The sequence below is a fragment of the Pseudomonas sp. MD195_PC81_125 genome (assembly GCF_014060985.1).
Lineage (GTDB): Bacteria > Pseudomonadota > Gammaproteobacteria > Pseudomonadales > Pseudomonadaceae > Aquipseudomonas > Aquipseudomonas parakoreensis.
Map to the genome: position 1 here is coordinate 20,714 of NZ_JABULD010000543.1, position 14,042 is coordinate 34,755.

14 protein-coding genes and 2 pseudogenes are annotated in these 14,042 nt (G+C 60.8%); all 16 read left to right on the top strand.

What is annotated here, in order from left to right; all coding sequences use genetic code 11:
• Nucleotide 1 precedes the first annotated feature (1 nt).
• Nucleotides 2-1,168 (top strand): phage tail protein, encoded by a 1,167-nt coding sequence (locus tag HT737_RS21640; protein WP_182403968.1) that lies wholly within the window; start codon nucleotides 2-4, stop codon nucleotides 1,166-1,168.
• Nucleotides 1,168-1,674: a phage major tail tube protein gene (locus HT737_RS21645; RefSeq protein ID WP_016985055.1), complete on the top strand. Its 507-nt coding sequence runs from the start codon at nucleotides 1,168-1,170 to the stop codon at nucleotides 1,672-1,674. The genes HT737_RS21640 and HT737_RS21645 overlap by 1 nt, the downstream gene beginning before the upstream one ends.
• A 151-nt stretch (nucleotides 1,675-1,825) precedes the next feature.
• The gene (locus HT737_RS21650; RefSeq protein WP_095667378.1) at nucleotides 1,826-2,407 is read left to right on the top strand and encodes a phage tail assembly protein; all 582 of its coding nucleotides are present in this window, start codon (nucleotides 1,826-1,828) and stop codon (nucleotides 2,405-2,407) included.
• Nucleotides 2,408-2,535: 128 nt separating this feature from the next.
• Complete coding sequence (locus HT737_RS21655) at nucleotides 2,536-2,841, top strand: hypothetical protein (protein ID WP_182403969.1); 306 nt, start codon at nucleotides 2,536-2,538, stop codon at nucleotides 2,839-2,841.
• Nucleotides 2,834-4,789: a phage tail tape measure protein gene (locus HT737_RS21660; protein ID WP_182403970.1), complete on the top strand. Its 1,956-nt coding sequence runs from the start codon at nucleotides 2,834-2,836 to the stop codon at nucleotides 4,787-4,789. Before HT737_RS21655 ends, HT737_RS21660 begins: the two co-directional genes overlap by 8 nt.
• On the top strand, nucleotides 4,789-5,172 hold the full coding sequence (locus HT737_RS21665; protein ID WP_047291946.1) for a phage tail protein: 384 nt from the start codon (nucleotides 4,789-4,791) through the stop codon (nucleotides 5,170-5,172). Before HT737_RS21660 ends, HT737_RS21665 begins: the two co-directional genes overlap by 1 nt.
• Entirely contained in the window at nucleotides 5,165-5,377 is a 213-nt protein-coding gene (locus HT737_RS21670; RefSeq protein ID WP_182403971.1) for a tail protein X, read from the top strand. Before HT737_RS21665 ends, HT737_RS21670 begins: the two co-directional genes overlap by 8 nt.
• A gap of 9 nt (nucleotides 5,378-5,386) precedes the next feature.
• Nucleotides 5,387-6,416 (top strand): annotated as a pseudogene (locus tag HT737_RS21675) (phage late control D family protein).
• A 172-nt stretch (nucleotides 6,417-6,588) separates the two neighbouring features.
• On the top strand, nucleotides 6,589-7,173 hold the full coding sequence (locus HT737_RS21680) for a hypothetical protein (protein ID WP_182403972.1): 585 nt from the start codon (nucleotides 6,589-6,591) through the stop codon (nucleotides 7,171-7,173).
• On the top strand, nucleotides 7,170-7,352 hold the full coding sequence (locus HT737_RS21685) for a DUF2635 domain-containing protein (RefSeq protein ID WP_041072263.1): 183 nt from the start codon (nucleotides 7,170-7,172) through the stop codon (nucleotides 7,350-7,352). The genes HT737_RS21680 and HT737_RS21685 overlap by 4 nt, the downstream gene beginning before the upstream one ends.
• A complete protein-coding gene (locus HT737_RS21690; RefSeq protein ID WP_182403973.1) occupies nucleotides 7,352-8,848 on the top strand; it encodes a phage tail sheath subtilisin-like domain-containing protein in 1,497 nt (498 codons plus the stop codon). Before HT737_RS21685 ends, HT737_RS21690 begins: the two co-directional genes overlap by 1 nt.
• A 67-nt stretch (nucleotides 8,849-8,915) precedes the next feature.
• Entirely contained in the window at nucleotides 8,916-9,263 is a 348-nt protein-coding gene (locus HT737_RS21695) for a phage tail tube protein (protein WP_182403974.1), read from the top strand.
• Nucleotides 9,260-9,556, top strand: coding sequence for a phage tail assembly protein (locus HT737_RS21700; RefSeq protein ID WP_003222226.1), 297 nt, complete (start codon nucleotides 9,260-9,262; stop codon nucleotides 9,554-9,556). Before HT737_RS21695 ends, HT737_RS21700 begins: the two co-directional genes overlap by 4 nt.
• A 130-nt stretch (nucleotides 9,557-9,686) precedes the next feature.
• On the top strand, nucleotides 9,687-11,684 hold the full coding sequence (locus tag HT737_RS21705) for a phage tail tape measure protein (protein WP_182403975.1): 1,998 nt from the start codon (nucleotides 9,687-9,689) through the stop codon (nucleotides 11,682-11,684).
• Nucleotides 11,671-12,906 (top strand): DNA circularization protein, encoded by a 1,236-nt coding sequence (locus HT737_RS21710; protein WP_095667372.1) that lies wholly within the window; start codon nucleotides 11,671-11,673, stop codon nucleotides 12,904-12,906. Before HT737_RS21705 ends, HT737_RS21710 begins: the two co-directional genes overlap by 14 nt.
• Before the next feature lie 3 nt (nucleotides 12,907-12,909).
• Nucleotides 12,910-13,947: pseudogene (locus HT737_RS21715) on the top strand (phage baseplate assembly protein); the annotation flags it as partial.
• Between the last annotated feature and the right edge of the window lie 95 nt (nucleotides 13,948-14,042).

A 14,042-nucleotide genomic window follows, 5' to 3' on the forward strand; every position in this document is an offset into this window, starting at 1 on the left:
CATGGCTGAGGTTTTGAACTTCGAGCACAACGGCATTAGCGTCAATGCCACTGAATCCCCCGAGGCCATGGGTGGCCTGGCTGACAACGTCATCGGTCTGGTCGGCACCGCGCCGAAAGCCGATCCGCTGATTCCGCGTAACGCACCGTTCCGCATCAACAGTTTCACTACCCACGCGCTGCTCGATCCGACCGGCGCCGAAGAGGGCACGCTGTATCACGCGGTTTACCAGATCCTCAAAGTGGTCAAGGTGCCGGTGTACGTGGTGATCGTCGAAGCGGGCGCGACCCCGGCCGACACCGTCAACGCAGTGATCGGCGGTGTTGAGCCAACCACCGGCCGCAAGCTCGGTCTGGCCGCACTGGGCAGCGTCCCGGAAGACCTGACCATCATCGGCGCGCCAGGCTTCACCGGCACCAAAGCGGTGGCTAGCGAGTTCGCCTCGTTCGGCAAGCGCATCAAGGCCCGTGTGGTGCTGGATGGCAAGGATGCCTCGGTCGCCGATCAAGTGACTTACAGCCAGGAACTGGGTGGCGCCGACCTCGGTTTCGACCGCTGCCTGGTGGTGCACAACATGCCGGCGGTGTACTCGAAAGCGGCGAAGAAAAACGTGTTCCTCGCGCCGTCCAGCCTGGCGATTGCCGCACTGGCCAAGGTCAAGCAGTGGGAAAGCCCGGGCAACCAGGTGACCTACGCCGAAGACGTGTCCCGCGTCGTTGAATACAACATCCTCGACACCTCCACCGAAGGCGATCTGCTCAACCGTTACGGCGTCAGCTACTACGCCCGCACCGTGCTCGGCGGCTTCTCGCTGCTGGGTAACCGCTCGATCACCGGCAAGTTCATCAGCTACGTCGGCCTCGAAGATGCGATCAGCCGCAAGCTGGTCAAGGCCGGCCAGAAAGCCATGGCCAAGAACCTGACCAAGTCGTTCATGGATCAGGAGGTCAAGCGCATCAACGACTGGCTGCAAACCCTGGTCGCCGACGAAACCATTCCTGGCGGCAGCGTGTACCTGCACCCGGAACTCAACAGCGTCGAGAAGTACAAGAACGGCACCTGGTACGTGGTCATCGACTACGGCCGCTACGCGCCGAACGAACACATGGTTTATCAACTCAACGCCCGCGATGAAATCATCGAGCAGTTCCTGGAGGACGTTCTCTAATGTTTACCAACCGCGTAAGACAGGCCATCGCGGCCACCCTGCAAGGCCTGCCGTTGTCGGCGACCGTTGAGGAATTCACGCCACCGAAGATCGAATTCGACGTGGAAGAAATGCGTGGCGGCCGTTTCATCGTCGAAGAAATGGCCAAGGGTGGCAAAGCGCTCAACGCCAAGCTGACCCTGCAGGGCCTGGGTGCCGAAGTCATGCTCGCACTGGGCGTGAAGCTGGGCGACGACATCCTGCTGAACGTGCGTGAAGCCGGTCAGGATCAGGACGGCAACACTTGGTTCACCTATCACACGGTCGGCGGCAAGCTGAAATCTCTTGAAGAAACCGCCGTGAAAATGGGCGAAAAACCCAAGACCAACCTGGAGCTGTCCTGCCGCACTTACAACCGCCTGGAAAACGGCGTACCGGTGATCGACATCGACGTGCGCACCCAGAAATTCGTGCTCAACGGCGTTGACATCCTCGGTGATGCGCGTCGTGCGGTGCTGATGCCGTAACCCCGGCTTACAGGCAATCATAAAACCCTGTGGGAGCGAGCTTGCTCGCGAAGGCGCCAGGTCAGTGGCCATCAATGCTGAATGTCTGGCCGCTTTCGCGAGCAAGCTCGCTCCCACAGTGGATCTAAAAGAATCACCAAGGACTTCATACATGTCGTGGATGCCACCCCAGCATGACCTGCTGTCGCCGATCACCGGCGACGACGGCGCGCAGATCGAGCAGATCCAGCTCAAGCCACTGTTCTACGCCGCGCAAAAAGAAGCGCTGGAGCGCGCCGGTGATGATGAAGACGATCAGTTCTTCGAACTGGCGCTGCTCGCCACCGGCCTGTCGGTCAAGGAACTCGACCAGCTCAAACGCCCGGACTACGTGAGCATCGCCCAGTACGTGCACGAGATGTCGACCCGTCCGGCGTCGTACTTTCTGGAGCAGGTCGAGGACGCGGAAAAGTCCGACGATCCTGACGAAGTGCAGCTGCTGCAACCGCTCGCCGTGACCGGCCGTACCGTGACCTCGCTGTCGCTGGAAATGCCCGCACTGCGCGCGACCAAAGTGATGAAGAAACTGAAAACGGCCAAGGAACGCGCCGAGTTCATCACTGCCCACTGCACCGGTCTGATGATCCCCGATCTGGCCCACATGAGCGTCCCGGACTGGACCCAATTGCAGGTGCGCATCGACGATTTTTTAAACCAGCCGGCGGCCTACTTTCGGAACGCGACATCGAAGTAATCCTCGATATCGTCCCGCTCATTTACCCGGTAAGTGAGGCGGAGATTCTGGAGTGGGACGCCGAAAAGGCGTTGCGCCGCTACGACATAGCGATCACTCGCCTTGGCGTGAAACAGGAGTAGAGCGGCATGGCAGAGAACAAATACGCGCTCGCATACGCCGGTGAGAGCGGCACCCCATCTGGCGGAATTACCCTGCCCAATAACCTCGGCAAACCGCTGCAGGATCTGAACCTGACACTGTTGCTGGCAAGCGTGGATATTCGCTTGCTGACTCAGGAGCAGATCAAGCTGCGCGAGCTGCTGGTCAGCCAGCAATCGTTGTTCAAGGTCGTCGCGGCGCCGCCAGCCGCCAACAGTGAGCCGAAGTCAAAACTCAAGGCGGAAATCGAGCAGCGTCCACCCCCCGAAAAAACTGCAGCCGGCGATGGCTAACGAGACGGCGCTGGTTGAGCTCAATCAGTTGATTGGACTCAACAAAGACCAGCTTCAAGCGCATTCGGAGCAAACGCTGGAACTCGCGACTCAGCGGTCGGTTGCAGCCAGTGGCGCGACGGGTGCGGATCTGTTGCAAATCCAGCAGGTCGGGGCGCGAGCTGGTATTGCCGACGGCGCCAAGGGTGATCAGCGAGCGACAGAGCTGAGAGCGTACTCCGGCGACGCGGCGATCAATGCCACGGCCTTCCGGCTTGACGTCAAGGCCGCGGGGGAAATGCTTGCGGTCTGGCGTTCCTCCTTGAAGCTGGATCGATACCAAGGTCAGGATCTGGCCGATGCGGTCAGTTACCTGGGCAGCAGCGGTCTGGACGCCAAACCTGCCGATATCGGCGCGGTCGTTCAACGCTCTGGCGAGAGCGCTGTTGCATCGGGAATGACACCGGAACAGGTTGCAGCATTTGCCACTGCGCTGTTGAACAGCGGGGCCGACAAGGACGCTGCCAGTACGGCGTTGAAGAGCTTTACCTCGGTCTTCGGCAAGGAAAATGCTGCGTCAGCCGAACAGCGTTCGGCGATGACCCGGTTGCACCTGGACCCCGAATCATTGCGTGAGAAGATGCGCACGGATGCGCCGGGTGCGATTGATTCGGTACTCGCAGCACTTGGCAAACAATCCGTACCCGAACGTGCAGCCACGGCGAAGACGCTGTTTGGCGAGAGCAGTACCAGCATTCTTGAGTTGCTGAAGAAGCCCGACGACGTCAAGACCGCCTTCACTCGGGTGTCCGACAAGCACCAATACGCAACGTCGGAACTGGGTTCCGGCGCCGGTGCCGCGACGAAAACGGCCGAAGCCTTTGGCGATACGTCACAAGGGCGCTGGAATGCGCTGGATGCGAGTCTTAATCGTTTGTCGACAGCGGTGGGAAATGCACTCGCGCCCATGACTGACGCGCTGGCAGTGTCGCTAACGGCTGTGGTCAATGGCTTGAGTTCAGCTGCTGAAGCACTGCCGTTCCTGGCGGCTGGCCTCACGCTGGCCGGTGTGGCCGCCATGCCGTTCGTCGGTGGTGTACTGAAGACCGGGGTCGCCTCGGTGCTGGATGCGGTCAACTCGAAACTGTTGCGTCTGGCGACGGCGCGATTGCCCGCTGATATTGCCGATGTGATCAATGGCGGTGACGACGGCGGCGGCGAGGGGCCTAAAAGAAAGCGCCCCGGTCGACGTGCACCGTCCAGCGCGCGGTCTCGTGTTCCTTCCTCTGGCGCCGGTCGAGGCGGACGTTTGAGCACGATGACGGCCAAAATCGCCCCGATGTTTGACGATGCGATAACCCGCGTGAAAATGGTCGGCGAGATGGCCAAAAGCATGCGCCCGAGTTGGCTCAGCGGCGCGACTGCCAAGCTCATGCCGCTGGTCGATGGCGCCAAATCCAAGCTTCTACCGCCGCTGGTCAAATCATTGCCCGCCTTCAAGATGAGCGCTCCGCTGGCGATTGGTCATGCCGCTTACGCAGGTTTGAAGGGCTGGCGTGACGGCGATGATCAAGCTGTCAAAGGTGCTGCCGGCGAGTTGGCTGGAACGGCGATTGGTGCCACGATCGGCTCGTTCATTGCACCTGGTATTGGCACATTCATCGGCGGCACTCTGGGCGGAATGCTCGGCTCCTATGTGGGGGAACAATGGGGGAAACCTGCCGATGACAAACTCGCGCCCCCCGCGCAAGTGGCCAAGGATCTGACCAGCGCTCAGACGCAACTGTCCAATTACACCTACTCGCCGTTAGTGCAGATCAGCGGCGGTGATGTGCTCAATGCCGAAAAAATCGGCGATGTGGTTTCGCAGGTTATGCGCAACCATTTCGATACCGCATTCACACCCGCAGTAGGCACCAACGCTCTCGCCACCCGCCGTGACGCAGCCCTGACCGATGGAGTCGCCTGATGAAACAACAAATGGCGCTGGGCAGTTTCATCTTCGGCCTGTCGCGCGACTTCGCCTACAGCTCGCTGGCGCGCAAGTCCGATGGAGGCTGGAGCGAAATCCAGATTCTCACCAGCAAACCCAAGTCCAGCCAGACCGGGCAAAAACCGGAAACCCTGACTATCACCGGCAAGTCGATGTATGCCGTGGCCATGGATCGGCTCGACGAATTGCGCGCGTTGCAGGCCCAGCGTATCCCGCTGCCGTTGATTGACGGCATCGGTCGCAATTGGGGCCTGTGGCGAATCAACAATATTCAGGAAACCCAGAGCCAGATCATCGATGACGGCACGGCAATGGTCGTTGACTGGGTCATTGAGCTAGCGGAGTTCAACAATGCGTAAAGTCCGAAGCGTGGCCGGTGATTCGGTGAATCTGCTGCTCTACCGCGAAACCGGGCGCAGTGATGACACCGCCGAAGAGGCCCTGTGGACACTCAACCCGACCCTGGCCGAACACGGCCCGATCCTGCCGGCGGGCGTCTGGGTCACGTTGCCGGAACTCGACTCGAAACCGGCCACGATCAAACCGGTTACGGCATGGGATTAAGGAGGTTGCATGACACTGGGTTTTACGCCGGTCGTTAAGATTTACGGCGCAAACGCGGATCTGCTCAATCAACGCCTGATCAGTTGGGAACACATCGACGCTGCCGGTTTCGAGTCTGATCAACTGACGTTGACCATCGATCTTGAAGGCCTCGAAGGGCTGCCGGATCTGGGCGAAAAAATCGGCCTGGAGGTCGGTTATCTGGAGTCGGGGCTGGTCGACAAGGGCCAGTTCAAAGTGACACGTCTGACGCCGACGCTGTTCCCGTTTCGCCTGACGCTGGTGGCCACGGCGGCGCCGTTCAGCAAGGAGGATGAAACGGGCTTCAAGCAACGTCGCACGGCCAGTCATGGCCCGACCACTTTGGGTGCGCTGTTTCGCAAACTGGTGTCGAGCCATGGCTTTTCACCGCGCGTCGCGCCCGAGGTGGCGATGATCAGGATCGAGCACGTCGACCAGTCCAACGAAACCGACATGAGCTTTCTGACGCGCCTGGCAAAAAAAGTACAACGCGGTGACCAAACCCTACAACGACGTGTACGTGCTGGCCCGTCCCGGCCAGACCAAGTCGTTGTCGGGCCAGGTGCTGGCGGACGTGACTTTGTCGGTGACCAGCAACAACCGTCCGGGCGATCACGCGTTCGTCAGCGCCACGCTGGAGGAGTCTGCCCGCGAGCAGACCAAGGGCTGCAAGACCTGTTTCTGGGATGGCGCCGCAGGTGTGTTGCGCTGGGTTGAAACGGGGCTTGCGCCGTTCAAGACCCTGCGCCAGAAACAACCCACTGAAGCCGATGCGATCGCCGTCGGCGAGGGCGAAGTGCGCAAGATGCTCCGGCAGAAGTACAAGGTGAAGATCACCTGTCCCGGCAATCCACTGCTGGCGGCCGAAGGTCTGGTGCTGCTCGATGACACCTGGCCAGACTTCATGCGCGGGCGCTGGTCGATTGAAAAAGTCACCGCCAGCGGCAATCGCGAGAACAGCTATCGCTGCGTGATTGATGCCAGCGGCCTTGATCCCAAGGCCGCAGCCAAGGACTGATTCCCCGCTTTGTCACTGCGATGAAGATCCCTGTGGGAGCGGGCTTGCCCGCGAAGAGGCCAGCCCATTCAAAAGAGACGCCGGCTGATCCACCGCCATCGCTGGCAAGCCAGCTCCCACAGGTTTTGCAGTGTTCTGCAGACCGCTTTTCATTCAACTCTGGAACACCACCATGAAGATCACCCCGATCCTCACGCAGCTGCGTGCGCAATGCCCTGGGCTTGCCAACCACATTGCCGTCGGTGTCGATCTGGCGTTGCTGCAAGGCAATGCCGATCTGCCAACACCCTCGGCCCACGTGCTGCCGCTGGCCGATCTGGCCAGCAACAGCACCGCACAAAACCTCACCACCCAACCGATCCGCGACCGCTTCGAAATCGTCCTCGCGCTTGACGCAACCGACGCTACAAAAGCGCTGGATCTGTTGCACGACCTGCGCGCCGAACTGTGGCGCGCGCTGGTGGGGTTAAAGCCGGGCACCGACTACAGCGCCATCGTCTACGACGGCGGCGAAATGGTCTCGATCAACAGCAGCCGCGCCTTTTACCGGCTGCGCTTTTTTGCCGAGTTCCAGCTCGGCCGCAATCTGCCCAGTCAGCCTGCGGAGAGTTGGCACGAACGTGAACTGGACGGTTTGTCGTCCTTTACCGGGGTCACCGTGCGGGTCGATGCGATCGACCCGGCCGACCCCAATCTGAAACACCCGGGCCCTGACGGGCGCGTGGAACTGACTTTCTCTGGAGACGTAACCCCATGAGCAATCGCATTACCGTACTGCCGGCCGCTGGCCGTGCCGTGCCTGACCCGGAAGCGGGCGATCTGCTGCCCAAGGAAGGCCGTGAAGTGCTGGACAGCGCCTGGTGGCGCCGGCGTCTGGCCGACGGCGATATCACACTCAAAACCGCAAAAGCGGCTAAACCACAGGGAGCCAAATGATGGCGATCGGATTCAGCAACATCCCCGCGGACATTCGTGTACCGCTGTTCTATGCCGAAATGGACAACTCGGCCGCCAATAGCGCGAGCTCGAGCCTGCGTCGCTTGATCGTCGCTCAGGTCAACGACAACATCGCCCCGACTGAAGTCGGCAAACTGGTGCTGGTCTCCAGCGTTGCACTGGCAAAAAGCATCGGCGGTCAGGGCTCGATGCTCGCCTCGATGTACGAGACCTTCCGCAAGGCCGACCCGATCGGCGAGATCTGGTGCCTGCCACTGCACAACACTGAAGGCGCCATCGCCAAAGGCGTGCTGACGCTGACCGGCACCGCGACTCAGGCTGGCGTGCTCAACCTGTACGTTGGTGGTGTGCGGGTGCAGGCCACCGTGGTCAACGGTGCCACCGCTGCTCAGGCAGCCACCGCACTGGCGCAGAAAATCAACGCCACCGCCGATCTGCCGGTGAGCGCTGCGGCTGCTGAAGGCGTGGTCACTCTGACCGCCAAATGGACCGGCGACAGCGCTAACGACATCAGCCTGCAGTTCAATCGTCTGGGCAAGAGCAACGGCGAAGAAACCCCGGCCGGCCTGACCACTGCGATCACCGCCATGACCGGTGGCGCCGGTGTACCGGACCAGGTCGCAGCCGTGGCCGCACTGGGCGACGAGCCGTTCGAGTTCATCGCTCTGCCGTGGTCGGATCTGTCGACCCTCAACACCTGGCAAGCGGTGATGGATGACAGCACCGGTCGCTGGTCCTGGGCCAAGCAACTGTTCGGTCACGTTTACAGCGCCAAGCGCGGCACCGTCGGCACCCTGGTTGCTGCTGGCCAGGCACGCAACGACCAGCACATGACCATTCAGGCGCTGGAGCCGGGCGTCCCGCAACCGTTCTGGGTACAAGCTGCCGCACTGGCTGCGCGCACCGCGGTGTTCATCTCCGCCGATGCCAGCCGTCCGACCCAAAGCGGCAGCCTGCCGGGTGTTGATCCGGCGCCGGCCAGCGAGCGTTTCACCCTGACCGAGCGCCAGTCGCTGCTCAACTACGGCATCGCCACTGCGTACTACGAAGGCGGTTACGTGCGCATCCAGCGTTCGATTACCACCTACCAGAAAAACGCTTACGGCCAGGCCGACAACTCCTACCTGGACAGCGAAACCATGCACCAGTCGGCGTTCATCGTGCGTCGTCTGCAAAGCGTGATCACCAGCAAGTATGGCCGGCACAAACTGGCTTCCGACGGCACCCGTTTCGGCGCTGGCCAGCCGATCGTGACGCCAGCGACCATTCGCGGCGAGCTGATCGCGCAGTACGCCAAGCTGGAACTGGAAGGCCACGTGGAGAACGCTGAGCTGTTCGCCGAGCACCTGATCGTCGAGCGTGACGTGCAGGACCCGAGCCGCGTGAACGTGCTGTTCCCGCCGGATTACATCAACGGTCTGCGCGTGTTCGCACTGCTCAACCAATTCCGTCTGCAATACGACGACGCGGCTTGATTGCCGCGTTTGGCCGTAAGCATTCAGCCCACCTCGGTGGGCTTTTTTATTTGAAGGGAGTAACACCATGGGTCAAGTGATTGCAGGCACCTGCTACGTCAAAGTCGACGGTGCACAACTGACTATCAACGGCGGCTGCGAAGCCCCGCTGATGGCCGTCAAACGCGAAACCGTCGTACCGGGTTTCTACAAGGAAACCGACGTCGCGCCGTCGTTCAAAGTGACCGCGCTGCACACCGCCGACTTCCCGCTGAAGAAGCTGATCGAAGGCACCGACATCACCGTCACCAGCGAATTCAGCAACGGCAAGGTCTACGTGCTGGCTGGTGCCTATCTGGTCGAAGAGCCGGTGTCCAAAGGCGATGACGCCACCATCGAACTGAAATTCGAAGGCATCAAGGGGACCTGGCAATGAGCGGCGCCGTGAAGCTTCAGGTTGCGATCGAAGCTCACGGCGAGCCCCTGACCGAACTCGTCCTGCGCCGTCCGACGGTGCAGGAAGTGCGAGCGATCAAGGCGCTGCCGTACAAGATCGACAAGAGCGAAGAAGTCAGCCTCGACATGGACGTGGCGGCCAAATACATCGCCGTGTGCGCCGGCATCCCGCCGTCGTCGGTCAACCAGCTCGATCTGGCTGACCTCAATGCGCTTAGCTGGGCCGTTGCGAGTTTTTTCATGAGTGCGGCGTCGGAGCCATCACCGACCTGATCGCAGTCGCCTATGACCTGGCCTGGTTCTGGAAGGTTGACCCCGAACAGATGATGGCCAGGCCACTGGATGTGCTCCGCGAGTCGCTGGAGCACGCGCAACGGATCAATGCGATGCAGCAGGTGCAGTGATGGCGAATACTAATTTGAGCCTGATCCCGCAGAACTTTCCCGTCACGGTCAACATGCTTGTGGTGCTCAAGGGCGCCGAGAAGATGGAGGCCGAGATGAAGGGGCTGCGCGGCAAGGTCGCAGCATTCAAGAAAAGCATGGAAGACAGCGGCCTTGAGCCGCTGGACGTGGCCGGTTTCATTGCCGAAGGTGGTTTGCTCAAGCCGTTTCAGGACGGCATCAAAAAAGCCATCGAAGCGCAGGATGCGCTGGCGAAGAAAGCCAGGGCACTCAAGGGCCTTAAAGTGCCGAAGGTGGTGCAGGGCGAAACCTCGGCCAACCTGGAAAAATTCAACAAGGCGCTGGATAACATCTCGCTGAAAATCGGTCAGGCGTTGTTACCGGCGGTTAACGGCATCGTCACGGCGTTGACACCGGTGATCACCTCGATTGGTCAGTTCGTTGCGAACAACCCGTACCTCGTCGAGGGACTGGCAGCAGCAGCGGCGGCGTTCACGGTGGTGACGGTCGGAGCGATGGGGCTGATCGGTGTGCTGGGGATTTTGACCTCACCCATCGGGCTGATTGCGGCGGCTATCGCCGCAGCGGTGGCCATCATCGTGATCGGCGCACGGTTGATCACCAATAACTGGGCGTCGATTTCCGGATTCTTCGGCGGGATGTGGGACTACGTCTCGACGAAATTCAAGGCTGGAGTCGCGGCGACCACACAGGCAATCGAGTCGATGAGCGCATCGATCAGCAAAACATGGGGAGAGATCAGCGCGGACTTCTTTGCCGGCATCGACAGCGTCGTCAATATTTACAACGGCTTGGTATCGAAAGCGCAGGCAGGCACTGACAAGCTCGCGGCGGCTTTCGACTTCTCGCCGCGTGAGCTGTGGAACAAGGCGTTGGCGAAAGCCAGCAGCGTTGTCAGTGATTTTTTCGCCAGCACGATGGCGGATGCACAAGCAGGGATCGACAAGCTCAGTGCGAAGTTCGCTTTCTCACCGCGTGAGGTGTGGAACAAGGCATTGGCGAAAGCCAGCAGTGTTGTGAGTGAATTCTTCGTCAGCACCATGGCGGATGCGCAAGCGGGTATCGACACGCTCAGGGCGAAATTCGGTTTCTCGCCCAGTGAAGTGATGAGCAAGGCTTTTGCAACTGCGAGCAATGTCGTCAGTGATTTCTTCGCTGGCGCACAGGCCAAAGCTGCTGCCGGTGTGGACGCGCTCAAGGCGAAGTTCAGTTGGTCGCCGGTGCAGACGATTACCGGCGCCTGGGGTTCGCTGAACAATGTGTTCGGCAATCTTGTTGGCGGTGTTGCAGGTAACGCCACCGCGCAGTGGGAGCAGGTCAAATCGATTTTCACGCAATCGCCGGTGGCGACGATTGAATCGGCTTGGCAACCCGTGGTTGGCGTTTTTTCGGCGCTTTGGGATGTCCTGCGGGCATCGATGGGCACGTTGCAGGAAAACCTGCGCAGCGTGTTCGACGTCTTGCCGGTGGAGTCGGCAACGGCGGCCTGGAGCGGCGTGAGCGGGTATTTCTCCGGTTTGTGGGCGTCGTTGACCACGGATGCACAGGTGCTGAAGAGCGTCTTTGGCGATCTGTTCAGCCAGTCGCCGATGGAGTCGATCCAGCAGAAATGGCAACCAGTGCTGACCTGGTTCGGTGAGATGTGGACCAAGCTGCAAGGCATCTTCGGGCAGGTCAAAGAACTGCTCGGTGGCAACTTCACCGCTATCTTCGCCACCCTCACCGGCACCAGCACGGCGGCACCTGCCGGCGGCGCGGCACTGAACAGCACGTTGCCGCAATCCTCCAGCGCCCTGATCCAGCAAAGTGCTGCCAACAACCGCACGCAACTCGAAGGCGGCCTGACCGTGCGCTTCGAAAACGCACCGGCGGGGCTGCGTACCGATCAACCACAAACCAATCAACCGGGCCTGGCGTTGTCGTCGCGCATCGGCTATCGCTCGTTGTCGGCAGGAGGTTCCAATGAACTGGCGTGACCGCTTGTTGCCGGCATCGTTTCGCGGTGTCGGGTTCTGGATCGATCAGGCGAAAACCCCGGTCGGTCGTAAAGGTCAGTTGCACGAATACCCGCAACGCGACCTGCCGTATTTCGAGGATCTCGGCCAGCAGGCCAAGACCCACGACATTACGGCGTTCATCATCGGCGCCGATTGCCTGGAGCAGCGCGACAAGCTGCTCAAGGCCTTGGAGGCGGGCAGTGGTGAACTGGTGCATCCATGGCTTGGACGTTTGCAGGTCAAGGTCGGCGAATGCGACATGACCCACACCCGCCAGGACGGCGGGCTGGTGACGTTCAGTCTGAAGTTCTATCCCGACCGGCCATTGCCGTTTCCGACTGCCACGGTCAGTACGCAAAAAGTCCTGTTGGCCAAAGCTGACACGCTGTTGGGTTCGGCGGTGGCGCGCTTCGAGCAGGCGATGACGCTGATCAAGGCGGCGCGCATCGGCATCGCCAATTTGCGCAATAGCCTGACCGGGGTCTACGAGGTGATCAAGGAGCAGCTCAAACCGCTGATCGAGCAGTATCGGCAGATCACCGAACTGGTCAAAGCGGTCAAGGAGTTGCCCAAGGAAGTCGCGGCGGAGTTCAAAGGCTTACTCGGCGATATCAAGGAACTGAAGGCATTCGCGAAGGAGGGCTACCGTGGCGTGATTGCCGACGTGTCCCAACAACTCGAAGCCATCCGCAAGGCCGATGCGCCGAAGATCACCACCGGCAAGGACACCAACGCGGCGGCACAAGCCATGGCCGATCTGGTGCAGGACACGGTGCTGGTCAAAGTTGCGCAATGGGTGGCGTCGATGCCGGTGGCGACAAGCCCGGTGAAACTGTCATCGACGCCTGCGGTAGGGCAGCAGGCGACGAGCCCGGTGACCCGCCAGGAAGTCCCGGTCAGTGACGACATGCAGGCATTGCGTGACGCCGTGGCGGTGGCAATCAACCCGATGCTGGACAAGGCCGACCCGGCGCACTACCAGGCCATCAGCGATGTGAAAGAGGCGCTGCTTGCGCACCTCAAGGCCGTCGCGTCGTCGGGTGTGCGGCAAGTCAGCAAGTCGTTCCAGGAAAGCTTTCCGGCACTGGTGGTGGCCTACAAGTACCTTGGCGATGCGACGCGGGTCACGGAAATCACTCAACGCAACGGGATCACCCATCCCGGTTTCTCACCCAACGAAGTGAAAGTCTCCGGGGAGTAAACCATGAGCGAGATAGACAACCGCGTCACGCTGACCGTCAACAACATGGAATACGGCGGCTGGAAAAGCGTGGAAATCACCGCCGATCTTGAGCGTCAGTTCCGCACCTTCAAACTCGACATCACCTGGCAGTGGCCTGGGCAGACGGTGGATCAGCGGATCAAACCGGGTGACCCGTGCGAAGTGAAAATCGGCCAGGACCTGGTGCTCACCGGCTACGTGTTCAAGGCCCCGATCAGCTACGACGGACGCCAGATCAGCCTGAGCATCGAGGGCAGCTCCAAGACTCAGGACCTGGTCGATTGCGCAGCCACCAACCGGCCGAACCAATGGCAGGAGCAACCGCTGCTGAGCATCGTCCAGGCTCTGGCGGCGGAATACTCGCTGTACGTGGTCAACGAAATTCCCGAGACCGCGCGGCTCGCCAAGCACACCATCGTGCCGGGCGAAACGGTGTTCCAGTCGATCGACCGTCTGCTCTCGCTGTTCCGGGTGTTTTCCACTGATGACGAGCAAGGCCGGCTGGTGCTGGCCAAGCCCGGTAGTGGTGGTCGGGCCAGTGACGCGCTGGAGTTGGGCAAGAACATTCTGTCGGCGAACGCGCCGATGGATCAGAGCCAGGTGTTTTCTGAATACCGAGTGATCGGTCAGCAGAAAGGCTCAGACAAGAAGAGCGGGGCGGCCGTCAGCGAGGTTCAATCCAGCGCGGCTGATCTGAGCTTCAAGCGCCGACGCACCACGATCATCAACGAAGGCACCGCACTGACGTTCGAGTTGGCCCAGCAACGCGCCCAATGGGAAAGCGCCACCCGCATGGGCCGGGCGCAGACCACCACCTATCAGGTGCAGGGCTGGCGTCAGTCCAATGGCGATCTGTGGCGCCACAACACGCTGGTGAAGGTCACGGATCCGGTGCTCGGGTTCGACAGCGACATGCTGATTTCCAAAGTCACGTATTCGCTGTCGTCTCAAGGCTCGGTGACCACGCTGCAAGTGGCGCCACCGCATACCTTCGATCCTGATCCAACCGCCCCCGAAAAAAAACCTGAGCCTGACTCCGAACCCCTGTGGGAGCGAGCCTGCTCGCGAAAGCGTCGCCAGCCTCAACATCACAGTGACTGACCCCACCGCCTTCG